The 22,170-nt window shown below is 45.6% G+C and carries 23 protein-coding genes; 1 reads left to right on the forward strand and 22 read right to left on the reverse strand.

Features of this window, described 5'->3' with window-relative positions; all coding sequences use genetic code 11:
- Window positions 1–37: 37 nt before the first annotated feature.
- The 10 genes from hisA to ABHC48_RS09060 all read right to left on the reverse strand — a co-directional run bounded on the left by hisA (window position 38) and on the right by ABHC48_RS09060 (window position 9,387).
- Window positions 38–808, reverse strand: a complete 771-nt coding sequence (hisA, locus tag ABHC48_RS09015) for a phosphoribosylformimino-5-aminoimidazole carboxamide ribotide isomerase (protein ID WP_195699581.1) — start codon at window positions 806–808, stop codon at window positions 38–40.
- A 146-nt stretch (window positions 809–954) separates the two neighbouring features.
- Window positions 955–1,401 (reverse strand): hypothetical protein, encoded by a 447-nt coding sequence (locus ABHC48_RS09020; RefSeq protein ID WP_195699582.1) that lies wholly within the window; start codon window positions 1,399–1,401, stop codon window positions 955–957.
- A 205-nt stretch (window positions 1,402–1,606) separates the two neighbouring features.
- Window positions 1,607–3,310, reverse strand: coding sequence for an amidohydrolase family protein (locus ABHC48_RS09025; protein ID WP_195699583.1), 1,704 nt, complete (start codon window positions 3,308–3,310; stop codon window positions 1,607–1,609).
- 6 nt (window positions 3,311–3,316) lie between these two features.
- Window positions 3,317–4,057, reverse strand: coding sequence for an amino acid ABC transporter ATP-binding protein (locus ABHC48_RS09030; RefSeq protein WP_179962565.1), 741 nt, complete (start codon window positions 4,055–4,057; stop codon window positions 3,317–3,319).
- Window positions 4,058–4,708, reverse strand: a complete 651-nt coding sequence (locus tag ABHC48_RS09035; RefSeq protein WP_173735278.1) for an amino acid ABC transporter permease — start codon at window positions 4,706–4,708, stop codon at window positions 4,058–4,060.
- Window positions 4,709–4,861: 153 nt separating this feature from the next.
- Entirely contained in the window at window positions 4,862–5,749 is an 888-nt protein-coding gene (locus ABHC48_RS09040; RefSeq protein WP_173735279.1) for a transporter substrate-binding domain-containing protein, read from the reverse strand.
- Between the two features lie 394 nt (window positions 5,750–6,143).
- Window positions 6,144–6,902: a 4-hydroxy-tetrahydrodipicolinate reductase gene (gene dapB / locus ABHC48_RS09045; protein ID WP_148461017.1), complete on the reverse strand. Its 759-nt coding sequence runs from the start codon at window positions 6,900–6,902 to the stop codon at window positions 6,144–6,146.
- A 173-nt stretch (window positions 6,903–7,075) separates the two neighbouring features.
- Entirely contained in the window at window positions 7,076–7,969 is an 894-nt protein-coding gene (gene dapA / locus ABHC48_RS09050) for a 4-hydroxy-tetrahydrodipicolinate synthase (protein ID WP_118582161.1), read from the reverse strand.
- Window positions 7,970–7,993: 24 nt separating this feature from the next.
- The gene (locus ABHC48_RS09055; RefSeq protein WP_118582158.1) at window positions 7,994–8,497 is read right to left on the reverse strand and encodes a cob(I)yrinic acid a,c-diamide adenosyltransferase; all 504 of its coding nucleotides are present in this window, start codon (window positions 8,495–8,497) and stop codon (window positions 7,994–7,996) included.
- A 266-nt stretch (window positions 8,498–8,763) separates the two neighbouring features.
- The gene (locus tag ABHC48_RS09060; RefSeq protein ID WP_118582155.1) at window positions 8,764–9,387 is read right to left on the reverse strand and encodes a single-stranded DNA-binding protein; all 624 of its coding nucleotides are present in this window, start codon (window positions 9,385–9,387) and stop codon (window positions 8,764–8,766) included.
- Between the two features lie 275 nt (window positions 9,388–9,662).
- Between ABHC48_RS09060 and typA the strand changes: the two genes are divergently transcribed.
- Window positions 9,663–11,498, forward strand: coding sequence for a translational GTPase TypA (gene typA, locus ABHC48_RS09065; protein WP_118582152.1), 1,836 nt, complete (start codon window positions 9,663–9,665; stop codon window positions 11,496–11,498).
- 75 nt (window positions 11,499–11,573) lie between these two features.
- On the opposite strand, the gene ABHC48_RS09070 is transcribed toward typA, so the two are convergent.
- The 12 genes from ABHC48_RS09070 to ABHC48_RS09125 form a co-directional block, all read right to left on the reverse strand.
- On the reverse strand, window positions 11,574–12,284 hold the full coding sequence (locus tag ABHC48_RS09070) for a glycosyltransferase family 2 protein (protein WP_195590910.1): 711 nt from the start codon (window positions 12,282–12,284) through the stop codon (window positions 11,574–11,576).
- Window positions 12,285–12,413: 129 nt separating this feature from the next.
- Window positions 12,414–13,607 (reverse strand): pyridoxal phosphate-dependent aminotransferase, encoded by a 1,194-nt coding sequence (locus ABHC48_RS09075; RefSeq protein ID WP_195699584.1) that lies wholly within the window; start codon window positions 13,605–13,607, stop codon window positions 12,414–12,416.
- Window positions 13,608–13,652: 45 nt separating this feature from the next.
- A complete protein-coding gene (locus ABHC48_RS09080) occupies window positions 13,653–14,219 on the reverse strand; it encodes a hypothetical protein (RefSeq protein ID WP_347505427.1) in 567 nt (188 codons plus the stop codon).
- Window positions 14,134–14,952: a sodium-dependent transporter gene (locus ABHC48_RS09085; protein ID WP_334285709.1), complete on the reverse strand. Its 819-nt coding sequence runs from the start codon at window positions 14,950–14,952 to the stop codon at window positions 14,134–14,136. The genes ABHC48_RS09080 and ABHC48_RS09085 overlap by 86 nt, the downstream gene beginning before the upstream one ends.
- Window positions 14,953–15,292: 340 nt before the next feature.
- A complete protein-coding gene (atpC, locus tag ABHC48_RS09090) occupies window positions 15,293–15,694 on the reverse strand; it encodes an ATP synthase F1 subunit epsilon (RefSeq protein ID WP_148461014.1) in 402 nt (133 codons plus the stop codon).
- Between the two features lie 12 nt (window positions 15,695–15,706).
- The gene (gene atpD / locus ABHC48_RS09095) at window positions 15,707–17,110 is read right to left on the reverse strand and encodes a F0F1 ATP synthase subunit beta (RefSeq protein WP_148461013.1); all 1,404 of its coding nucleotides are present in this window, start codon (window positions 17,108–17,110) and stop codon (window positions 15,707–15,709) included.
- A 222-nt stretch (window positions 17,111–17,332) separates the two neighbouring features.
- Window positions 17,333–18,187, reverse strand: coding sequence for an ATP synthase F1 subunit gamma (gene atpG / locus ABHC48_RS09100; RefSeq protein WP_118582134.1), 855 nt, complete (start codon window positions 18,185–18,187; stop codon window positions 17,333–17,335).
- A 22-nt stretch (window positions 18,188–18,209) separates the two neighbouring features.
- Window positions 18,210–19,739, reverse strand: a complete 1,530-nt coding sequence (atpA, locus tag ABHC48_RS09105) for a F0F1 ATP synthase subunit alpha (protein WP_118582131.1) — start codon at window positions 19,737–19,739, stop codon at window positions 18,210–18,212.
- Between the two features lie 15 nt (window positions 19,740–19,754).
- Window positions 19,755–20,294, reverse strand: coding sequence for an ATP synthase F1 subunit delta (atpH, locus tag ABHC48_RS09110; protein ID WP_195699585.1), 540 nt, complete (start codon window positions 20,292–20,294; stop codon window positions 19,755–19,757).
- Window positions 20,291–20,794: a F0F1 ATP synthase subunit B gene (gene atpF, locus ABHC48_RS09115; RefSeq protein ID WP_118582125.1), complete on the reverse strand. Its 504-nt coding sequence runs from the start codon at window positions 20,792–20,794 to the stop codon at window positions 20,291–20,293. Before atpF ends, atpH begins: the two co-directional genes overlap by 4 nt.
- Window positions 20,795–20,937: 143 nt before the next feature.
- Window positions 20,938–21,216: an ATP synthase F0 subunit C gene (atpE, locus tag ABHC48_RS09120; RefSeq protein WP_179962564.1), complete on the reverse strand. Its 279-nt coding sequence runs from the start codon at window positions 21,214–21,216 to the stop codon at window positions 20,938–20,940.
- A 122-nt stretch (window positions 21,217–21,338) separates the two neighbouring features.
- On the reverse strand, window positions 21,339–22,097 hold the full coding sequence (locus ABHC48_RS09125) for a F0F1 ATP synthase subunit A (RefSeq protein WP_118582122.1): 759 nt from the start codon (window positions 22,095–22,097) through the stop codon (window positions 21,339–21,341).
- Window positions 22,098–22,170: the final 73 nt, after the last annotated feature.

Raw genomic sequence — 22,170 nt, forward strand, 5'->3', positions numbered from 1 at the left:
ACATCATTTTCTGAAAAAATTACGAATTTTTTCACATTTATAAATTACCTATCAATTTTTCAAATGGTATGGTGCCACCGAACAGATCCAGGGCACTTCCTACCGTCACATCCAGTTTTCCGCCTGCTGCCATTTTGAGGGTCTGGATATCCTCCATGCTGCCAACGCCGCCAGCGTAAGTGACTGGGTGCCCATTGTATTCACCAAGCAACTTCGCCAGGGAAACTTCTATACCTTTTGCCTTGCCCTCCACATCCACTGCATGGATGAGAAATTCATCGCAATAGGCACCCAGCTTTTCCATCAGTTCCAGAGTTACCTCCTCCTCTGTAAATTTCTGCCAGCGGTCTGTGACTACATAGTATGCATCCTCTTTTTTACGACAGCTGAGATCAAGGACAAGGTGTTCTTTTCCGGCTGCATCTACCATCTTCTCCAGATTTTTCCAGGAAATATGGCCATCACGGAACACATAGGAGGTGACGATCACATGACTGGCTCCAGCAGCAAGATAATCTGCCGCATTGTCCGGGTTTACACCGCCTCCGATCTGAAGACCGCCTGGATAAGCGTCAAGGGCCAGCATGGCCTGGGCTTTTGTAGCCTGGAAGTATTCAGAATCCGCACTGTTCAGAAGGATAATATGTCCTCCCTTCAGACCTTTTTCTTTATATAAGGAAGCATAAAAAGCTGCATCCTGCTCTGACACAAAATTCTCCTGTGCCTGGTTTCCCGCATCCTTCAGACTTCCTCCTACGATCTGCTTTACCTTTCCATTATGTATATCTATGCATGGACGAAATTTCATGATGATCCTCCTTTTCTTGCATTTGTAATTAAGTTGTAGCTATCCTGTATTTTGCTCACAAATTTATTGAAATCATATCACAAAAAGGCGTTGAATGAAACACCTCTCTTCATTCAACACCTTTTCATTTTACCTCTATTTTTTTATTATCTTCCATTCGCTGCATTATCCACAGCATCTCCAACATCTTCTACAGCGTTGCCCACACCTTCACCAACATCACGGACACCATCAGCTACTCCATCACCTAATTCTTCCACACCTTCTCCGAGAGCACCGGAAACGGAATTGTTATTGTCTGTCACATTATCACCGGGAACATCTGCATCTCCGGCAGTGCCTGCATCATCTGGTACTGCGGTATCAGCAGTTCCAGCTCCGTCTGCACCATTATTTACGCTGTCGCCCGCGTCATCCACCATGTTTTCATCCTCTGCAGTTCCATTCTCCACGTTATCCTTATCAATGGCGCCCTCATTTGCATTATTTTGAACCTCATCCGCTGCATTGTTATTGTCATTTCCACAGGCTGTAAGCATACATAATGTAAATACCAGCAAAGTACCTATGAGCATTCGTTTCATTTTTTTCATCTCATCTGTCTCCTTTTCTTATTTTCAGCTGAAAACACGTTACTGTCCACTTTCGCGAAAATGACCGTTCCGCCTGGCGGAACTCAGCCTGCGAACAGTAAACATTGCTGTATGCTCCTAATATGTACAGATGAGAAAGAAACTATTCTGGAAGAAATTTACATTTTAAAAATCCATCAATCCGGACATTTCCATTCTTCACTTATCACTGTTGTTTCCGCACGATCCTGCCGCTTTTGGAATTTCTCCACACGTCATGGGCTACCGCAATCTCTCCGCCCACCAGCACATAATCAAATCCTGTACAATACTGGTTTGGATTCTGGAAATCTGCATGAACGCTTAACTGGTCCAGATGAAATACATTGATATCTGCGGGCATTCCTTTTTCCAGGGTACCCAGAGGGAGACCCAGCACCTGCGCCGGTTTTGCTGTCATCTTATATACAGCATCTTCTATGGAAAAAATCTTTTTATCACGCACGTAAGCAGTAAGAAGCTTCGGAAAAGCCCCGTAAACTCTGGGATGATATTTGCCCCCTGCGGGATAGATCGCATCTGAGATCAGATTTGCCCGGCTGTCTTTCAAAAAATACAGCATGTCCTCCTCTGAGGCAATGGTATCCAGCATGGTAACCTGGCAGCGCTCTTCCAGGAGAATGTCATACAGGGTATCATAAGGATCCTGTCCAAACTGCTCTGCGATCTTCGCAATAGACTGTCCTGCAAAGCTGCCGAATTTCTCCGTATGTAAAGTGCTGGCATAGATCATATCAAAGCCAGCCAGCTCCACAATGTTCTCAAAAATATCGGAAGGCTGCTTCAGCACCTTCGTAATCTCCTTCCTGCAAAACGGATCTGCCAGCCTTGCGCAGATTGCATCGGTACCGCCCTCCTGAAACTGTGGGGGAAGAAGATGTACCAGCTGGGTGGAACCAGTCAGATAGGGATACAGGTCAAAATCCACCTTCACGCCCCGCTCTGCCGCCTGATCAAACAGCTTCAGGATTTTCACCGGAGTCCCGCCCCAGTTTTTCCGCCCGATACACTTCATATGGCTTACATGCAAGGGAATCTGCAGCTCTTCCGCCACGGAAATCACTTCCTGCAGAGCCAGCAGGATTCCATCTCCTTCATTTCGGATATGGGTGGTAATGGGAATGTCCGTCCCCTTCAAGGGCTGCAGTGCTTCCACAAGCCCATCTCTGTCATATTCAAATTCCGGGGCATAGGCAATTCCAAGGCTGATTCCAAGCGCTCCTGCTGACAGAGCTTCCTCCACAGCCTTCCACACCTGATGTAATTCTTCCTTGGAAAGCTTCCCGGAAGCATAGCCTTTTACACTGGCGCGGATGGTTCCATTTCCTGCAAGCATTCCAGTGTTGACGCTGCGCTTTTCTTTTCCAAGAGCTGACATGTAGGCGGACATGGTTGACATAATTCTAAGAGCAGCTATCCCGATTTCTTTCTCTGAAATTCCGCAAGACTCCTCTTTCTTTTTTGAGAAAAGTACACCTTCGGTATCATCTGTATTTTCATCTTTTCCCCAACGAAAATCCCCAGTCACACTGCTGAGAAATCCGGCAATCTCTTTCCCAAATTTCTCCCCGGCCGGAGCCACCGAAAGCCCACAGTTTCCATTCACCACAGTCGTCAGTCCCTGCCGGTTCAAAAGCTCATCATCCCCGTTTCCAAAGGCCTGCCAGTCTCCGTGTCTGTGAATGTCAAGGAAGCCGGGGGTTATATAACCACCGGCCGCATTCAGAACACGCTCTTTTGGAAAATCGGCTGGAATCTCCACATGAGTTCCCACTTCCGCAATTTTCCCATTTTCTATTACAAGATCTCCATGAAATGGCTTTTCCTTTTTCCCATTTACGATCCAGCCATCTTTGATTATGTAGTCCATCCCGAATTACCTTTCCTCAACTTTCCTGATAAACTGACGAATACGATCATTCTTCGGATGCTCAAAAAACTCTTCCGGAGGCGCATCCTCCACGATCACGCCATCTTCCATAAACAAAATCCGATCCGCTACTTCTCTGGCAAAATTCATCTCATGGGTGACAATGACCATGGATACTCCTTCCGCTGCTACTTTACGGATAACACTTAAGACCTCTCCAACCAGTTCCGGATCCAGTGCGCTGGTAGGCTCATCAAAAAGGATCACTTCCGGATTCATAGCCATTGCTCTTGCGATCGCAACCCTCTGCTGCTGGCCGCCGGAAAGATTCTTTGCCATTGCCTCTTCCCTGCCTTCCAGCCCAACCATTTTCAGCAAATCTTTTGCCTTTACAATTGCCTCCTGTTTGGGGACTTTTTTCACATGAACCGGTGCCTCGATCACATTCTGCAGCACACTCATATGGGTAAAAACGTTAAATCTCTGGAAAACCATTCCAATATGCTGCCGCAGCTCATGCAGTGCCTGACCGGAATTCACAGGTTTTCCCATATAATCGATTTCGCCGCTGTCGTAGGTTTCCAGCTGGTTGATACACCGGAGGATTGTGGATTTACCAGAACCGCTGGGACCAAGGATTGCAATCTTTTCCCCTTTATGTATGTCAAAACCGATTTCCTTCAGCACCTGAAGATCCCCAAAGCTTTTGCTGATATTTTTTACACTTAAAATAACATCTTCTGCCATTTATGCCATCCTCCTTTCCAAAACTCCTGCAATCTGGGTAAATATAGTTGTCAGGATCAGATATAATACCGCAACAGCTATGTACGGCTCAAAATAATGGAAAGAATTATAAGCGATCAGGGTTCCCTCTCTTGTCAGCTCTGTCAAAGTGATGGCGGACAAAATAGAGGTATTTTTGATGGTGGCAATAAACTGGTTTACAAGAGGAAGAATGCAGATCTTGGTTGCCTGTGGTGCCACAATTCGAAGCATTTCCAGATGCCAGGGCATTCCAAGTGCTTTGGCTGCTTCTCTCTGCCCCGGGTCGATAGCATGGATACCGGAACGGACAATTTCTGCAATGTATGCGCCTGTATTTAAAGACATGGAAAGCACACCTGCTGTCATAGCGCTGAAAGTAATGCCCAGGTTTGGCAAACCGAAATAGATCAGAAATGCCTGCACCATCAGCGGGGTTCCTCTCCAGATCCAGATGTACATCTGTGCCAGTCTGGATACCACTTTTATGTGGCTGTCCCTCATCAACGCAAGCACAACACCCAGAATCGTACCAAAAATAAGTGTGAGAACCGATATTTCCATCGTCACTGCGCATCCCTGGAGCAGTGATGTCATTTTATCAAATACAAGTGACCATTTCAATGTTACCATACTATTTCCCCTGTGGCCAGTAATTATAGCCGGTTTATCCTTTCTTCCTTACTCTTCCGGTATTACTGGTCACGGAGTGACCAGTAACGCGTTTTCTGCATAGAAACATATCTGTGTTTTATTGTAACTGTTCAGTCCTTTCACTATTATGCTTTATTCAGCGGTTTTCGCATCTTCTGCTGCAGCTGCTTCTTCTCCCTCGCCGGAAGCATCGATCCATTTTGTCCAGAGTGTATCATAAGTGCCGTCTGCATAATACTCGTCAATACATTCATTGATAAATGCAAGCAGATCGTCTTTTCCCTTCTGTACGGCGATGGCATTCTCTGCATGGGTAAATGGATCACACACGATCTTGGCACCTTCATATTCCTGGGAAAGAATCTTCTGGTTCAGAAGATCGTTTACCACAACATCCACACGGCCTGCCAAAAGGTCAGATACGCATCCTACTGTATCCTTGTACTGAACAATCTCATAGGAAACATCCGGATTCTCATCCAGGAAGCTCTGTGCTACGTTATAAGAAGTTGCCCCCTCTTTTACGGCAACCTTCAGACCATCGCAGTCAGCCAGACTCTTAACGGTATCTGCATACTCTGAATCTTCTTTCACGGCAAGGATCATACCACTGTCGCAGTAGGATTTGGACATATCCACAACCTCGCATCTTTCGTCTGTCTTATACATTGCTGCAATGGAAAAATCATACTCCCCATTCTGGATAGAAGGAACAATGGACTGGAATTCCATATCTGTCACTTCCATGTCAACTCCAAGCTTGTCTGCAATATACTGCGCCAGGTCAATATCAAAACCTACAATATTGTCGTCATCATCTCTGTATTCAAATGGTACATAAGTTCCGGTTGCGACGGTGATCACACCTTTCTCCTTAATTGCTTTAATATTTTCACCGTTTTCCCAGTCAACTGCTGCCGTGTCCTCTGTGTCTGTACTCTCTGCGTAAACCGGAGTAAAAGCTGTCATAATCATAGAAGCTGCTGTAAGAAGTGCCATTGCTTTTGCTGTTTTTCTCATAATAATTTCTCCTCTCTGACTCTCGCCGGTACAGATAGTCTTCTGTTATCGTTTCCAAAGTGGACAATAACAGCCTGCGCAGTTATGCTATCCCGATTTCCAGCTTTACTAACGCAAAAAGGACCGCCCTGTGGCAGCCCTTTCTGCATGGCAGAAATGCAATATCGCATTTCTCTCTTATGAAGTTTCGGTACGTTATGGAAGCAAGTGCAAAAATGCTTTATCAGCGAATACTCTGGCCTGCCATTCCATAAACGCAAAAAACGGAGCAAACTCTCTAAGTAGTTTGCTCCGTTGCAACTTATGATGGAATTATAGCAAACACATTGCTATCTGTAAATCCATAAATTCAACAATTTTTTTGTATGCATTTTACAATTTTTGTATATTTCTGTTAACCTTCGATCACGTTGCTCATATCATATCTTCCAGCTGGTTTTCCGGCAAGATATTTCGCAGCTTCTACAGCACCCTTGCCAAATACAGCCTTAGAATATGCTGTGTGCTTAAATTCGATCACTTCATCCGGTCCGGCAAAAATCACTTCATGCTCGCCAACAATAGAGCCTCCGCGAACTGCGGAAATACCGATCTCCTTAGCGTCACGTTTCTCTCTTCTCTGGCTGCGGTCATATACGTAATGATACTGGTTGTCCATTGCCTCGTTCAGACTATCTGCAAGGGCAAGAGCTGTTCCGCTTGGTGCATCCACTTTCAGGTTATGGTGCTTCTCTACAATCTCCATGTCAAAACCAGCTGCTGCCAAAACCTTAGCTGCATCCTGAACCAGTTTCAAAAGAGTATTGATTCCAAGGGACATGTTGGCAGATTTCAGAACGGCGATCTTTTTTGCACTCTCTTCTACTCTTGCAAGCTGCTCTTCACTTAAACCTGTGGTGCAAAGAACTACCGGCATATTTTTCTTCTCGCAGTAGTCCATCAGCTTATCAAAAGCCTTCGGGGAGGAAAAATCGATAACAGCATCTGCTTCCACCTGGCAATCGTCGATGTTTGTAAATACCGGATAGCTGTTTTTCCCCTGGTCTGCAATGTCGATTCCTGCTACGATCTGGGCATTTGCATCCTTCTCAACAATATTGGAAATAACCTGTCCCATATGACCGTTACATCCGTGCATGATAATTTTAACCATTTTATTTTTTCCTTTCTTACTGTAAATTAACGAGCTTGTAAAAATTATTTCAACAATCTACGCGCTCTGTTTTTCTCTGCTTACATATTACAAAGAAATCCCGTCAGCCGCTGTCAGACAATATGCTGCCGCACACCAGAGCTGACAGGCTCTGTCCGGGATTTCAACATTATTTATGCAAGCTTAATTCCGTAATCAGCAAGAGCTTTTTTCAGTCTCTCCTCATTCTCCGGCTCCATCTCACAAAGAGGCATACGGGTCGGTCCCACTTTCCAGCCCATCAGGTTCAGGGCAGTCTTAACCGGAATCGGGTTTACCTCGCAGAACAGTGCATTGATAAGCGGAACAGCCTCAAGCTGAAGTCTGGCAGCACCAGCAAGGTCTCCCTCCATAAATTTCATAACCATGTCATGTGTATTCTTCGGAGCAACATTGGATAAAACAGAGATTACTCCAAGTCCGCCAAGGGAAAGGATCGGAAGTACCTGGTCATCATTTCCGGAATAGAGCTCAAGAGCTCCGTCAGCCATGGACATCATCTTGGCAATCTGGGAAAGATCTCCGCTTGCAGCCTTGATTCCCACAATGTTCTTCACATTCTTCGCAAGAGCAACTGCTGTAGCAGGCTGGATATTGCAGCCTGTACGACTTGGCACATTATACATGATGATCGGAGTTTCCGGTACAGAATTGGCAATCTCTGTATAATGACGGATAAGACCCTTCTGGCTTGCCTTGTTGTAATATGGAGTCACGATCAGAAGTGCATCAGCGCCATAAGAAGCAGCTTCCTGCGACATCATGACTGCAGTCTCTGTGCAATTAGAACCGGTACCTGCAATAACAGGAACTCTTCCAGCTACCTTGTCAATTGCAAATTTGATGGTCTGGAGATGTTCTCCGTGTGTCAATGTAGAAGACTCGCCTGTAGTGCCGCAGATAACGATTGCATCTGTGCTGTTCGCAATCTGATATTCCAGAAGTTCTTCCAGTTTCTCATAATTTACCTTTCCATCTTCATGCATCGGGGTTACAATTGCAACGGCTGCACCTTTGAAAATTGCCATATTATTTCCTCCTATTCATCTTTATCATGAGTTCTGCTCTCTTCCAAGAGTGGTAATGGTAGTCACACTGTCCACATAATCCAAAATGCCAGGGTCTACCCGATTTCCCGTAAGTATCAAATGCATAGATTCGTCCTTCTGTTTCAAAAGCCCGACAACCATATCAACAGTAGCAATATGCTTATCCAGAAGTCCCAGAATTTCATCCAGTACCAGGAAATCACATTCCTGTGTAGCAATCACTTTACGGGCAAAATTTAAACCATTGAGAATATTGCGCTCCTCTTCAACCTGCTCTTCCTCATTCAACTGGTCGTAACAGGTCTCCATCTTTTCGAAGCGGAAGATCTTGATATCCAGCTGATCCAGTTCTTCCAGAAAGTCCAGCTCGCGCCGTTCATTTCCTTTCAGGAACTGAATGATGATCACACTTTTGCCCTGAGAAGATGCCCGCAGTGCCTGACCAATTGCCAGTGTGGTCTTACCTCTGCCATTTCCGCAATATACTTCTGTTATTTCTTTTTCCATACTGATTCCTCTTATTGTTAAAAATAATGTTACCGTCTGCCATAGATCAATAACATTCCTCGCAATGCCGTCTCCGCAAATGATACCATTCATTCAGATATCGCGCTTTGCAAATAGAAACCGCAAACTGCGCCATTTTTAATATGCTTATATTACCGCAAAACCAGCAGAAATGCAAGCAGAAGAAACTTGGAGAAAAATTGGGCTGGCTGCCTTCCATAAAGTAACTGGCAGACCATGGCGTATTTCCCGCCACTGCAGTTGGTTTACACATACTCCAGCTTGCTCACCGATACCTCATAAGCGATTCTCTTCTGTGTCTCATTTTCCCCGATTCGCTTCATGTATTCCCTGCTTTGGATCCTGCCCCAGATCAGTACATGACCGCCCACTTCAAAGGCTGAAGCATAGCGGGCATTTCGTCCCCAGCAAATACACGGTATGTAATCTGATTTTCCATAAGGTCGGTTCACTGCAAGAAGCAGATCGGCAATCTCTCTTCCCAGCGGTGTTTTCCGGTAAACAGGCGGCTTACAGATATATCCGTCCAGGAAAATCTGGTTTACCGGTGCCAGAGAATCCTCTTCTTCCAGAAATTTCAATTCCCGTGCAAATGCGGAAAGCACCAGCCGGTTGTGTTTTTCTTCATGACGGTTATAGGAACGGAACTGTCCGTGAATTTCCACATACTGTCCCACGTAATCCTGGGTAACGTCCACCAGCCTTTCAGATACCATCACCGGAATCCTGTCTTCAGAATCGCTAAGCCTCTTTACCAGAAGATCCATGGTATAAAATCCTTCTCCGTAAACCTGGTGGCTGAATGTGAAACCTGTAACGATTTTTCCCGTGATGGAAACCTGATTGTTTTCAATAATTTTATCTGCCATGTTGTAGTTCTCCTTCCTTATTTTCACTTTTTCTGCAGACATATGATACTTGTCTTACTTGTTGGTCTATAATATCTATGAGAAAATCACCCTGTTTAGAACCATAAATTTAAAATATTTTTTTCATAGAAATTCAAAAAATTTTTTTCAACACCTTGTAATTCGCGAAAAATGTGGTAAACTGAGGTTTTGGACAATATAAAGAAGAAACTACATTAATATGGAAAGAAAGAGGCAGAATCCCTCTGCCCGATAAAGAAAGGATTTCGATTTTTATGAAGACGAAACGCGAAGATGTACGTAACGTAGCCATCATTGCCCACGTTGACCATGGTAAAACCACTCTGGTAGACCAGCTTCTGAAACAGAGCGGTGTTTTCCGTGCCAATCAGGAGGTTCAGGAACGTGTCATGGACTCCAACGATATTGAGAGAGAGCGTGGTATCACAATTCTCTCCAAGAACACAGCAGTTCATTACAAAGACACAAAGATCAACATTATCGATACCCCAGGACATGCTGACTTCGGCGGCGAGGTTGAGCGTGTACTGAAAATGGTAGACGGCGTTATCCTTCTGGTTGACGCTTTCGAAGGCGCTATGCCTCAGACCAAATTCGTTCTGAAAAAAGCTCTTGAGCTGGATCTGCACGTAATCGTCTGCATTAATAAGATAGACCGTCCAGAAGCAAGGCCAGACGAGGTTGTTGACGAGGTTCTGGAACTTCTTATGGATCTTGGTGCTTCCGATGAGCAGCTCGACTGCCCATTCCTCTATGCATCTGCAAAAACAGGACACGCTGTTCTGGATCTGAAGGATACACCAGAGAACATGGAGCCGCTGTTTGAGGCGATTCTGAAATACATTCCGGCTCCGGAAGGAGACCCGGATGCAGACACACAGGTACTGATCAGTACCATTGATTATAACGAATATGTTGGACGTATCGGCGTTGGTAAGGTTGAGAGCGGCACTATTGCCGTAAACCAGGAGCTTACTCTTCTGAACCACCACGATCCGGACAAAAAACAGAAGGTTAAGATCAGCAAGCTTTATGAGTTTGACGGTCTGAATAAAGTTGAGGTAAAAGAGGCAACTATCGGATCAATTGTTGCAATTTCCGGTATTGCTGAAATTCATATCGGAGATACCCTTTGCGGCGGAGATAACCCGGAGGCAATTCCATTCCAGAAGATTTCTGAGCCGACTATCGCCATGAACTTCCTGGTAAATGACAGCCCGCTTGCAGGACAGGAGGGTAAATACATCACCTCCCGTCATCTCCGTGACAGACTTTACAGAGAGTTGAACACAGATGTCAGCCTTCGCGTAGAAGACACTGAGACAACTGAGTGCTTTAAGGTTTCCGGACGTGGTGAGCTTCATCTTTCCGTTCTTATTGAGAATATGAGACGTGAGGGATATGAATTTGCAGTCAGCAAGCCAGAGGTACTTTACAAAATTGATGAACGTGGCAAGAAATTAGAGCCAATGGAAATTGCCTACATTGATGTTCCGGAGGAATTTTCCGGTACCGTTATCCAGATGCTCAGCGAGCGTAAGGGTGAACTGCAGGGAATGAGCACTGCAAGCGACGGTTCCGTTCGTCTTGAGTTCCACATTCCTTCCCGTGGACTGATTGGTTTCCGAGGAAATTTCCTTACTTCCACAAAGGGAACTGGTATTATCAATACTATTTTTGATGGCTATTCTCCATATAAGGGAGATTTCCAGTATCGTAAACAGGGTTCCCTGATTGCTTTCGAGGGCGGCGAGGCTGTTACTTATGGTCTGTTTGCAGCTCAGGAGCGTGGAACTTTATTTATCGGACCTGGCGCAAAGGTTTACAGTGGTATGGTTATCGGACAGAATGGCAAGGCAGAGGATATCGAGCTGAATGTCTGCAAGACCAAGCATCTGACCAATACTCGTTCCTCTTCTGCTGATGAGGCACTGAAACTGACTCCGCCAAGAGTTCTCAGTTTGGAGCAGGCTATTGAGTTTATCGATACAGATGAGCTTCTGGAGGTTACTCCAAGCAGCCTTCGTATCCGTAAGAAGATTCTGGATTCCCGTGATCGTAAGAGAGCTTCTATTAAGAAAAATGCGTAAGGGATTATAAGAAAATAGAGCAGATAGATCTTAGGTTGAGTAAGATTTATCTGCTCTTTTTGTATATAGCAAGCTCTAAAGCTCTTTCTTTAGTTTATAGAAGTCCTTCACAGCCTTCCAGCCAATTTTCACAATTTTCTTCACATTGATGGAATTAGTTCCGCCCTGTCTGGGTTTGAAGGTGATGTCTATGAATTGTACTTTTTCTTTGTAGTGGACAAAGTATGTAGTAAACATAATGTTTGGAATATTGAAATCTTCTGGGAGTTTGTCGATATATTTGGCTACCAGGCTGGATTTCATCAGGCGGTACGGCGCATTGGCGTCGGAAACTTTTACACCGAAGATCATTCTCAGCAGAAAGCATACAACATTCTCTACGAATTTTCTGGATTTTCCGTCGCCACGTACAGCGCGGCTGCCGATTATTGCATCATACCGGCCCCTCTGGTTCCAAAATGGCTCGAATTCGTCTGGATTGGTCTGACCGTCGGAATCAGTCTGGAAAATATAATCGGCTTTCTGCCGGATGGCGTAGCGATATCCATAAAGTACTGTAGGACCGTGACCGCCGTTTGGTTTATCCAGTGGGACAAGAAGGGGTCTTGTAGCGGCACATTTCTGCAGAAGTTCGTAGGTGTTGTCTTTACTTCCATCGTTAATAATCACCAGTCTGGAATTTCCCTCGTCGTTATGACGTTCCACTACTGGGTACCACTGGTCAATGGTTTTCTCAATATTCTCCGATTCATTATATGCCGGAATTACGATATATAAACTGGACATAACTTCCTCCCATTTACTGATTTTTCAAACAGGCTTTAAGCTTTAACAGCATATCTTTAACCGTACTTTATATATCATATTGTAACTGTTCAGTACCTTCACTGCCACACGCTTCGCGGTACACAGAAATCATGCTTTCAGCCCAAATTCTTCTGCTAATTTTCCAAACTGGGGCAAAGAGTTCATAATCGTGTCATACGATACACAATAAGCCAGTCTTACATATCCAGGGCAGGCAAAGGAGCTTCCCGGCACCATAAGGATATTGTATTTTTTGCCAGCTTCGCAGAAGGCTTTTTCATCTGCAACTGGAGATTTTACAAATAAATAGAACGCTCCCTGTGGCTTGATACATTCAAATCCCAGTTCTTTCAGTCCATTGTAAAGAGCAAGGCGGTTCTTGTCGTAAGCTGCCACATCTACCTCTGCATCTACGCATTTCGCGATTACTTTCTGGATCAGGGATGGAGCATTTACGCAGCCGATAGTACGATTAGCAATGGCTGCTGCTGCGATCAGTTCCTCGCTTCCGTCTGCCTCGTCTGGAATAACCAGATAACCGATACGCTCACCTGGAAGAGAAAGGGATTTGCTGTAGGAATAGCCTACGATTGTATTTGCATAATATTTTGTCAGATAGGGTACCTGTACGCCGTCATAGGCCAGTTCTCTATATGGCTCATCAGAAATCAGGTAAATCACTGTGCCAAATTCTTTCTGCTTCGCTTCCAGAATTGACGCAAGTTTCCTGATTGTTTCTTCTGAATAAACAACTCCAGTCGGATTGTGAGGAGTATTCACAATGACAGCACGGGTCTTCGGTGTGATTTTCTCCTCAAATTCCTTCAGATTCGGCTGGAATGTGGTAGTATCCGGTGAGATTTCCACAAGATTGCCGTCATAATTGCGTACATATGCACCATACTCCAGAAAATAAGGTGCAAAAACGATCACCTCTTCTTCAGGATTCAGGATTGTCTTAAATGCTACGTTCAATCCGCTGGCTGCACCAACTGTCATGATCAGATTTTTTGCTGCAAAAGAAGTGCCAAATCGACGGTTCAGGGACTCTGCAATTGTCTGGCGAACATCCTCGAATCCTGCATTGCTCATATAGCCATGGAGAACTGTCGGCTCTTCCTCATTTACCAGATCAATAATGGCCTGACGAACACAATCCGGTGCGGGAACACTTGGATTTCCAAGGCTGAAATCAAATACATTTTCCGGTCCGTAAATCGCGCGAAGGCGATTGCCTTCCTCGAACATCATACGGATTGCAGAATTGTTTTTTACATATGGTTTCATTTTTTCTGCTATCATTTTATGTCACTCCTCTTTTGCTTATTTCTTATTAAGATTTCTCTATTATTTCGTCTTATTTTTCCCAAATATAATCCATCCTACAAGTCCCAGCACCAGCAGACTCACAATCATCCACACGGTCAGCACAACCGGTCCCTTCGGGCTGAACATATCATAATATCCTTTCAGATAAATCACAACTACAATCGCCGGAATCACATACAGCATGTATTTCTCTACGTTTGCAGGGAATTTCAGCCCTTCTCCGGTATCCGCCTCTTTAATAAAGCGCTTCCAGCCCCAGCCATATTTGGACACGCAGAACATTACAAATACTACAGAACCCAGTGGAAGAATATTATTGGATACAATGAAATCTTCCAGATCCATGATGTTCGTTCCTGCTCCAAGCGGCTGTATTCCTGACAAAATGTTGAAGCCAAATACTGCCGGCAGAGAAAGAAGGATCATTGCCACCATGTTGACTATAACAGCTTTTCCACGGCTCCAGCCTTTTCTGTCCATTGAATAGGATATAATATTTTCAAAGACCGCAATTACAGTAGACAGGGAGGCAAAGGACATAAGTAATATGCAGAGATTCTCCCAGAAGGGATCTATCCTTTCCAAGATAGCTTCCGAAAATCGTCATAGAGCCTGCACCAATACTTAATGTAAAAAATGCCTGCGACAGTGCCTCAAAAGTCACATTTCCGATTCCGATCTCGGCCATAGCGGCAAAATCCGGCACCAGGTAAAATTTCACTCCCTCCATCGCTCCGTCAAGCGTAAGAGAATGAACTGCAAGCACTACGATCAGTGCAAGAAGACATATCATCATTACTTTTGTGATTTTCTCCAGGCCACGCTGCACTCCCAAAGAGCACACTCCGAAGGATAAAACAACTACAATGATCATCCATAAAGTCATTGTACCAGCTGAATCCTGAAGTCCTGTAAAATAGTCTGCCACCTGTGCAGAATCTTTCCCGTCCAGTTTGCCGGCTGCCATTGCATAACAGTAGTAAAGCATCCATCCTGCAACCATGGTGTAGAACATCATCAGCACATAGTTGGAAACCATGCTCATGTAGCTGAAATTATGGAAGTTGGCGCCCTCCGGTTCCAGGTCGTGAAATGCCCTTGCCGTGCTTTTACGGCTTGCACGTCCTACTGCGAATTCACATACCAGTACTGGCAATCCCAACAAAACCAGAAATATCAGGTAAATCAGAATAAATGCCGCTCCACCATATTTTCCCGCCATATACGGAAACTTCCACACGTTTCCAAGTCCAATGGCGCATCCTGCAGAGACCAGGATAAATCCCAGCCGTGATCCAAAGGTTTCTCGTTCTTTCAAATCGTCCCCCTTGTTTTCTTTTTCATTTTATAGTGCCTGGCAGCTGCACCTTCCAGGCTTTGTTTTTGTTGGAAAGTAATAAAAAGGACCGGTTATATCCAGCCCTTTTTCATATTTTTCCTGATATCTTATTGTAACGCGCCCACACTTTTATGTCAACGCTTTTATGTGATGGAAATTTGACGTTTTAAAGTCGAAAATAAATCATTGGTGATAATTTACGATTTTTTTCGCAGTAACAGAGACCAATGTATTGGTGTCCGCAAACTTTTATACATAAAAAGAACAGTCTCACCTTAAACACCATTTTCCAGGCAAAACTGTCCTCTTTCATTATTCCTTAACTTTTCACACTAAGTCTCACCAGCGCCCTCTGCAGCTTGGCTTCTACGATCTTGTATTCCTTATCGGAAAGTCCACCCTGGGCCAGCTTTTCCTGGGCACGCTCTTTGGCTTTTCCAGCGCGGTCGGCGTCGATGTCCTCCTGCCATTCCCAGGTGGTTGCAAGAAGACTGCAATTGCCATCCATTACGGTGAGCATGCCGCCGATGCAGGCTGCACTGCGGCTGGTGCCATTCTCCAGTATCACATGGGCCTCGCCCATTCCAAGAGCGGTACAGAAGTTGCAGTGTCCTGCCAGGATTGCCAGGTCACCGGTAATGCTGCGGCACACAATGCGCTGCACCTCTCCCTCAAAAAGCAGGCCGTCGGGGGTACCGATTCTAAGGGGAAATGTCCTCATAGGCAGCCTCCTTTACTGATTCTGGTTATTTTTTGCTTTCTCAAATACATCGTCAATAGTTCCGGCAAACAGGAAGCAGCTCTCTGGAATACTGTCGCACTCGCCATCCAGGATCATCTTAAATCCACGGAGAGTCTCTTTCAGCGGAACGTACTGTCCCGGCATACCTGTAAACTGCTCTGCTACAGAGAAGCTCTGTGACAGGAATCGCTGCACCTTACGCGCGCGGCTTACTGTCAGCTTATCCTCTTCTGAAAGCTCATCCATACCCATAATTGCAATAATATCCTGCAGTTCTTTATAACGCTGCAGAACTCTCTGTACTGCACGTGCAATCTCATAATGCTCCTGTCCAACTACCTCCGGGGAAAGGATACGGCTGGTGGAATCAAGCGGATCCACTGCCGGATAAATACCCTGGCTGGCGATCTCACGGGAAAGTACGGTGGTCGCATCCAGATGGGTAAATGTAGTAGCCGGAGCCGGGTCTGTAAGGTCATCGGCAGGTACATAAACAGCCTGTACAGATGTGATGGAACCCTTTCTGGTAGAAGTGATACGCTCCTGAAGGGCACCCATCTCAGTAGCCAGAGTTGGCTGATAACCTACAGCGGAAGGCATACGTCCAAGAAGTGCGGAAACCTCTGAGCCAGCCTGTGTAAAACGGAAAATATTATCAATGAAAAGAAGCACGTCCTGATTCTTCACATCACGGAAATACTCTGCCATAGTCAGTCCGGAAAGACCAACTCGCATACGTGCTCCCGGCGGCTCGTTCATCTGACCATAAACTAGTGCAGTCTTGTCGATAACGCCGCTTTCCTTCATTTCATTGTAAAGGTCATTACCCTCACGGGTACGCTCTCCAACACCTGTAAATACGGAAAGTCCGCCGTGTGCTGTGGCAACATTGTGGATCAGCTCCATAATAAGAACTGTTTTGCCAACACCAGCACCTCCGAACAGACCGATCTTACCACCTTTTGCATAAGGGCAAATCAGGTCAACAACCTTGATACCGGTCTCCAGGATCTCAGTTGCCGGCATCTGCTCCTCATAGGATGGTGCCGGACGGTGGATTGCCCAGTGCTCTTTCGTCTCTGGTGCCGGAAGATTATCTACCGGATCACCAAGAAGATTAAATACTCTTCCCAGGCACTCCTCTCCAACCGGAACCTTGATGGGTTCACCAGTATCTACAGCCTTGGTTCCTCTTACCAGACCATCGGTGGAATTCATGGCGATACAGCGTACCGTATTATCCCCGATCTGCTGAGCAACCTCTGCTGTGAGCTTTGTGCCTTCATGATCAATTTCGATGGCATTGAGAAGTGCCGGCAGCTCGTCATGCCCGAACCGGATATCCAGTACCGGGCCGATTACCTGCACCACCTCGCCAATGTGTTTTTCGCTCATTTAGCAATCTCCTTATAGATTGAAGGGTAAAATCCTTCATAATCATCATTATTTCTGTGACTGACCATCCGAAAAATCCATATAGTGATATTTCGTTATATTTTTCACTATATCTTATTTTTTGTCCAGCCAGCACGCGGATGAATATTCTATAAACGCAAAATATCAACTAATATTGTAAGTACTGTCTCTTTCATGGCAGCAATATATTTTGCACCTATCCTATACTCCCTCCGCACCTCCAACAATCTCTGTGATCTCCTGCGTGATGCTTGCCTGACGTGCCCGGTTGTAATGCAGATTCAGCTTCTCGATCATTTCCTCGGCATTGTTGGTCGCAGCCTCCATGGCGGTACGTCTTGCAGCCAGCTCACTGGCAACACTCTCACAAACCGCGCCATAGATCAAACCGGCCAGATACTCCGGAACAATGGCATCAAATACTTCCGACGCATCCGGCTCATACAGAATCAGATTCCGGATGCTCTTTGTATCCTGTTTATCTGTCAGGTCCTTCAGAGGCAGCACCGGAATCGCTGATGGCTGCTGGGAAAGCATGGAAACAAACTTTGTATAACAAAGATCAATGTGTCCAAATTCTCCCTTCTTAAATTCCCCGCAGAGCAGATTCGCCATCTCAAAGCAGTCTGCAACAGAAACATCGGCAATTTCGCCAAAGCTTTCTGTAACACAGGCAAATCCATTTCGCTTCGAATACTCCACAGCCTTTTTCCCAATGGGAAGAACCAGGAAATCCTGATTCACAGAGGCTGCTTCCAGACATTTAAACAAGTTGGTGTTATATCCGCCAGCCAGACCACGGTCTCCGGCGATCAGTACATAGCAGCACTTCTCATTCCCGGATTCTCTGGCATATACAGAAGAAAAATCTGTATTCCCCTGTGCAATATCCACCAGAGTCTGATGCATAGTCTCAAAATAAGGCCGGCAGACTTCCGCCCTTTCTTTTGCTTTACGCAGTTTGGAGGATGCTACAAGTTCCATTGCCTTGGTAATCTGCATGGTGCTCTGCACACTTTTTATCCGCAGCTTTACCGCTTTCATGTTTGCAGCCATAAAAAGTCCTCCTTGTCACAATTTATTTCTCAGGTCTTGTATTTACAAAATTCTCAGTATACTGTTCCAATGCGCCCTTCAGCTTCTCTTCTGTCTCCGCAGATAATGCACCTGTGGAACGGATTTCCTGCATTGCAGCAGCACCCTGTGCATCACTGTCAATCCAGGTATAAAGACCAGCTTCATAGGTTCTTACATCCTCTGTAGCAACCCTGGAAAGGATTCCCTTGGTTACTGCATAAAGGATAGCTACCTGCTTCTCAACTGGAACCGGCGCATTCTGGTTCTGCTTCAGAACCTCCACAATACGGGCTCCCTGCTCCAGTCTGGCTTTTGTATCAGCATCCAGATCTGAACCGAACTGTGCAAAGCTCTGCAGCTCTCGATACTGGGAATAAATCAGCTTCAAAGTACCGGCAACCTTCTTCATTGCCTTGATCTGTGCATTTCCACCAACTCGTGATACGGAAATACCAGGGTTTACAGCCGGCATAACACCGGAATGGAACAGCTCTGTCTCCAGGAAGATCTGTCCGTCTGTGATGGAAATAACATTCGTCGGAATATACGCGGAAACGTCTCCTGCCTGTGTCTCGATAATAGGAAGAGCAGTCAGGGAACCACCGCCGTGTGCCTCGTCCAGTCTTGCGGCACGCTCCAGAAGTCTGGAATGGAGATAAAAAACATCTCCAGGATATGCCTCACGTCCCGGTGGACGACGGATCAGCAGGGAAAGTGCACGGTAGGCAACTGCATGCTTACTTAAATCATCGTAAATGATAAGCACATCTTTTCCCTTATACATAAAATATTCACCCATTGCACATCCGGAATACGGTGCAATGTACTGCAGCGGGCTGGCTTCTGAAGCAGTAGCCGCTACAACGATGGTATAATCCATAGCGCCATTTCTTGTAAGAGTCTCAACCAGGGAAGATACGGTGGAACGCTTCTGACCAATTGCAACATAGATACAGATCACGTCCTTCCCCTTCTGATTGATAATAGTATCTGCTGCCAGAGTGGTCTTACCAGTCTGACGGTCACCGATGATCAGCTCACGCTGACCTCTTCCAATGGGAACCATGGAGTCAATTGCCTTAATACCGGTCTGCAGAGGCTGGTTAACGCCCTGTCTCTCGCAGATACCTGGTGCCGGGCTCTCAATCGCCCTGTATTCACTTGTCACTACAGGTCCTGCACCGTCAATAGGCTGTCCAAGGGCATTTACAACTCGCCCGATCATAGCCTCACCAACCGGAACGGATACCACCTTTCCGGTGCGCTTTACGGTCTGTCCTTCGCCAATACCGGAATCATCACCAAATAAAACGATAGAAACACTGTTTTCTTCCAGGTTCTGCGCCATTCCGAAGCTTCCGTCCTCAAACTCAAGAAGCTCTCCTGCCATACAGTTGATAAGACCGCTGGCTCTTGCAATACCATCACCAACCATAAGAACCGTACCGGTCTCATTCTGTTTGATAGCGTTATCGTAGTATTTGATCTGACTGCGGATGACTTTTGAAATTTCTTCAGGTTTAAGCTGCATTTTCTCTATCCATCCTTATACTATAAGCTCGTTTAATTTCCTGGAAAGATCATCCAGACGGCTCTTTACTGTACCGTCCAGCTGTCTGCCCTCCAGTTCCACTTTAAGACCTGCAAGCACTGTAGGATCTGTCTTCTGGGTCAGGGTAACGGTCTTACCGCTTATCTTCTCCAGCTTGTCCTTAAGCGCTGCCATCTGCTCATCTGTCAGTGCAACCGCGCTGGTCACCACTGCAGTGGCAATGTTATGGTCCACATTGTACCGCCGTGTAAATTCCTCACAGCATCCGGAATACTCTCCCAGGATTCCGCGCTCACACAGCAGTTTCAGAAAATTCACCAGATACCGTTCTGCTTCTGTTCCAAATGCAGTATCAAGAAATTTTGTCCTCTCTTCCTTCGGGATTGAAGGCTCTGACAACAATTTCACATAATCGGGATTCTCCCGGAAAAGCTGCCGGATTGTCTGCATCTGCTCCAGCACAGTGTCGGTAAGCTGTTCTTCAGCAGCAAGATCATACATGCTGCTGCCATATAATCTGGCAATCTGCGTCATGATGCCTCACCTACATTCGAAATAAACTCGTCGATCAGTTTCGCGTGATCCTCTTCTTTGATCTCACGCTCGATCACCTTGCCGGCAATCTCCATTGCCATGCCGCCGATCTCATTCTTCACCTCATTGACAGCTTTTCGTTTCTCCTGTGCAATGTCGCTCTCAGCCTTCTCTTTCATAGCACGGGCTTCCTGGGCTGCACTTTTCAGGATCTCCTCACTCTGGAGGGAAGCTGTCCTCTGTGCCTCTGTGACAATATCGCTGGCCTTTGCTTTGGCCTGCTGCATATTCTGTTCATACTCTGTCTTCATGGCAAGAGCTTCTTCCTTCGCCTTTGTAGCATCCTGGATTTCGGCATCTGCCATTGCTCTTCTCTTCTGAAGCATTTCATTGACAGGCTTAAACAAAAATCTTTTTATCAGATACATTTGAAGAAAAAGATTGCAGATCTGTGCGATAAACGTCCACGGCACAATTCCTACAAGTTCCTGTACCTGCATGTTCTAACCTCCTGTTGTAACTGCTACCATTCATACCGTTCCAGTATCTTACCAGTATAGAAACCAGCTGCTTTGGTGCCGTCTCTATGGAGCTTCCATAACAGCGGTCTGTGAATGGTAACGCCTGTGATACTTGTCCTTAATTATCCAAGGAACTTCATGAAGGTACCAGGTGCAACAAAGATCAGAAGCAGACCGGTTACGAAACCGTAAATACCTGTAGTCTCTGCGATCGCACAACCAAGAAGCATGGTAGAGGTTACATCACCTTTACACTCTGGCTGACGTCCGATTGCTTCCAGAGCTTTTGCAACTGCGTTACCTTCTCCAATACCAGGTCCGATACCTGCGATCAGTGCAAGACCAGCACCAATTGCACAACCAGCCAGTGCGATACCTTTTGCCAATACTGTAAAATCCATAATCAAATCCTCCTGTTATTTATGATTTCTCTTGCTAAAAATTCAATTCATCCGGAAACTGCAAAATATTTTCTGCATTTTCCGATTTTCTGCCCACTTCGTGAACATCCGCCTTCTTTACGCTATTCTTCTGCTGCATTTGCTATATACATAACAGTCAGCATACAGAAAATAAATGCCTGCATGATTCCGGAAAACCAGTCAAAATAAACTGACATAATTGCCGGAATACCAACGTCCAGGAATGGGATCTTCGACAAAACATCTCCCACAATACCCGGAATCAATCCAAACAGTTTGGAGCTTGCCAGCGCCAGCGCTGCATAGATCAAACCATTGATAACTACACCGGAAAGAATATTTCCAAAATGACGGCACGCCATACTGATCGGTGTGGCGATCTCAGAAAGAATATTAAATGGTGTCATAATAGGGATCGGAGTTGTAAATCCCTTCATATATCCACCGAAACCATTTGTCTTGATCTTCTGTGCCGTGATCATGGTAAATACAACAACTGCCCATGCAGCTTCTGTGGAAAGATCTGCTGTAGGGCTTCGCAGTCCTACAAGGCTGATCAGGTTGGATACCACACTGGTGGCAAAAAGCGCCGCCACAAAAGGAATCATATAGCTGAATTTCTCACCCATATTTCCGATGACGAACTTATTTGCTGTCTCCACCAGAAGTTCAGCCACAGCCTGTCTCCTGGATATTTTCTCCACTTTCAGATCATGTGTCAGCCAGATACAAAGTCCTGTGATCAACAGCATAACCAGCCAGCTTACAACCAGAGTCTCCGTGATCTGGAATTTCCCCAGGATGGGAATCTCGAACGGAAACGTATAGAATATCCTGCCACCGGTTATTTCGATATCCATGTACTCTCACCTCCTGTCATTATAAATTTGTAACTGTTCCGTACCACATCTGTCACACACTTCGCGGAGCAGT

Origin of the sequence: Ruminococcus sp. 1001136sp1 (assembly GCF_039841815.1) — a bacterium.
In the GTDB taxonomy this organism is placed as follows: Bacteria; Bacillota; Clostridia; order Lachnospirales; family Lachnospiraceae; genus Blautia_A; species Blautia_A faecis.

What these genes read in the sequence shown, in the direction of transcription:
- ABHC48_RS09075 (WP_195699584.1), bottom strand. Translation starts at nt 13,607, where the DNA reads ATGATAGCAGAAAAAATGAAACCATATGTAAAAAACAATTCTGCAATC.
- atpA (WP_118582131.1), bottom strand. Translation starts at nt 19,739, where the DNA reads ATGCAGCTTAAACCTGAAGAAATTTCAAAAGTCATCCGCAGTCAGATC.
- dapB (WP_148461017.1), bottom strand. Translation starts at nt 6,902, where the DNA reads ATGGTTAAAATTATCATGCACGGATGTAACGGTCATATGGGACAGGTT.
- ABHC48_RS09125 (WP_118582122.1), bottom strand. Translation starts at nt 22,097, where the DNA reads ATGGATATCGAAATAACCGGTGGCAGGATATTCTATACGTTTCCGTTC.
- ABHC48_RS09040 (WP_173735279.1), bottom strand. Translation starts at nt 5,749, where the DNA reads ATGAGAAAAACAGCAAAAGCAATGGCACTTCTTACAGCAGCTTCTATG.
- atpH (WP_195699585.1), bottom strand. Translation starts at nt 20,294, where the DNA reads ATGACGCAGATTGCCAGATTATATGGCAGCAGCATGTATGATCTTGCT.
- dapA (WP_118582161.1), bottom strand. Translation starts at nt 7,969, where the DNA reads ATGGCAATTTTCAAAGGTGCAGCCGTTGCAATTGTAACCCCGATGCAT.
- atpF (WP_118582125.1), bottom strand. Translation starts at nt 20,794, where the DNA reads ATGCAGGTACAGGAACTTGTAGGAATTGTGCCGTGGACGTTTATCGCA.
- hisA (WP_195699581.1), bottom strand. Translation starts at nt 808, where the DNA reads ATGAAATTTCGTCCATGCATAGATATACATAATGGAAAGGTAAAGCAG.
- ABHC48_RS09070 (WP_195590910.1), bottom strand. Translation starts at nt 12,284, where the DNA reads ATGTCCAGTTTATATATCGTAATTCCGGCATATAATGAATCGGAGAAT.
- ABHC48_RS09025 (WP_195699583.1), bottom strand. Translation starts at nt 3,310, where the DNA reads ATGGACTACATAATCAAAGATGGCTGGATCGTAAATGGGAAAAAGGAA.
- ABHC48_RS09055 (WP_118582158.1), bottom strand. Translation starts at nt 8,497, where the DNA reads ATGGAAAAAGAAATAACAGAAGTATATTGCGGAAATGGCAGAGGTAAG.
- ABHC48_RS09035 (WP_173735278.1), bottom strand. Translation starts at nt 4,708, where the DNA reads ATGGTAACATTGAAATGGTCACTTGTATTTGATAAAATGACATCACTG.
- atpG (WP_118582134.1), bottom strand. Translation starts at nt 18,187, where the DNA reads ATGGCTGCAAACATGAAAGCGGTAAAGCTGCGGATAAAAAGTGTGCAG.
- atpE (WP_179962564.1), bottom strand. Translation starts at nt 21,216, where the DNA reads ATGGATTTTACAGTATTGGCAAAAGGTATCGCACTGGCTGGTTGTGCA.
- typA (WP_118582152.1), top strand. Translation starts at nt 9,663, where the DNA reads ATGAAGACGAAACGCGAAGATGTACGTAACGTAGCCATCATTGCCCAC.
- atpD (WP_148461013.1), bottom strand. Translation starts at nt 17,110, where the DNA reads ATGAGCGAAAAACACATTGGCGAGGTGGTGCAGGTAATCGGCCCGGTA.
- ABHC48_RS09060 (WP_118582155.1), bottom strand. Translation starts at nt 9,387, where the DNA reads ATGGCAGATAAAATTATTGAAAACAATCAGGTTTCCATCACGGGAAAA.
- ABHC48_RS09030 (WP_179962565.1), bottom strand. Translation starts at nt 4,057, where the DNA reads ATGGCAGAAGATGTTATTTTAAGTGTAAAAAATATCAGCAAAAGCTTT.
- ABHC48_RS09020 (WP_195699582.1), bottom strand. Translation starts at nt 1,401, where the DNA reads ATGAAAAAAATGAAACGAATGCTCATAGGTACTTTGCTGGTATTTACA.
- atpC (WP_148461014.1), bottom strand. Translation starts at nt 15,694, where the DNA reads ATGAGGACATTTCCCCTTAGAATCGGTACCCCCGACGGCCTGCTTTTT.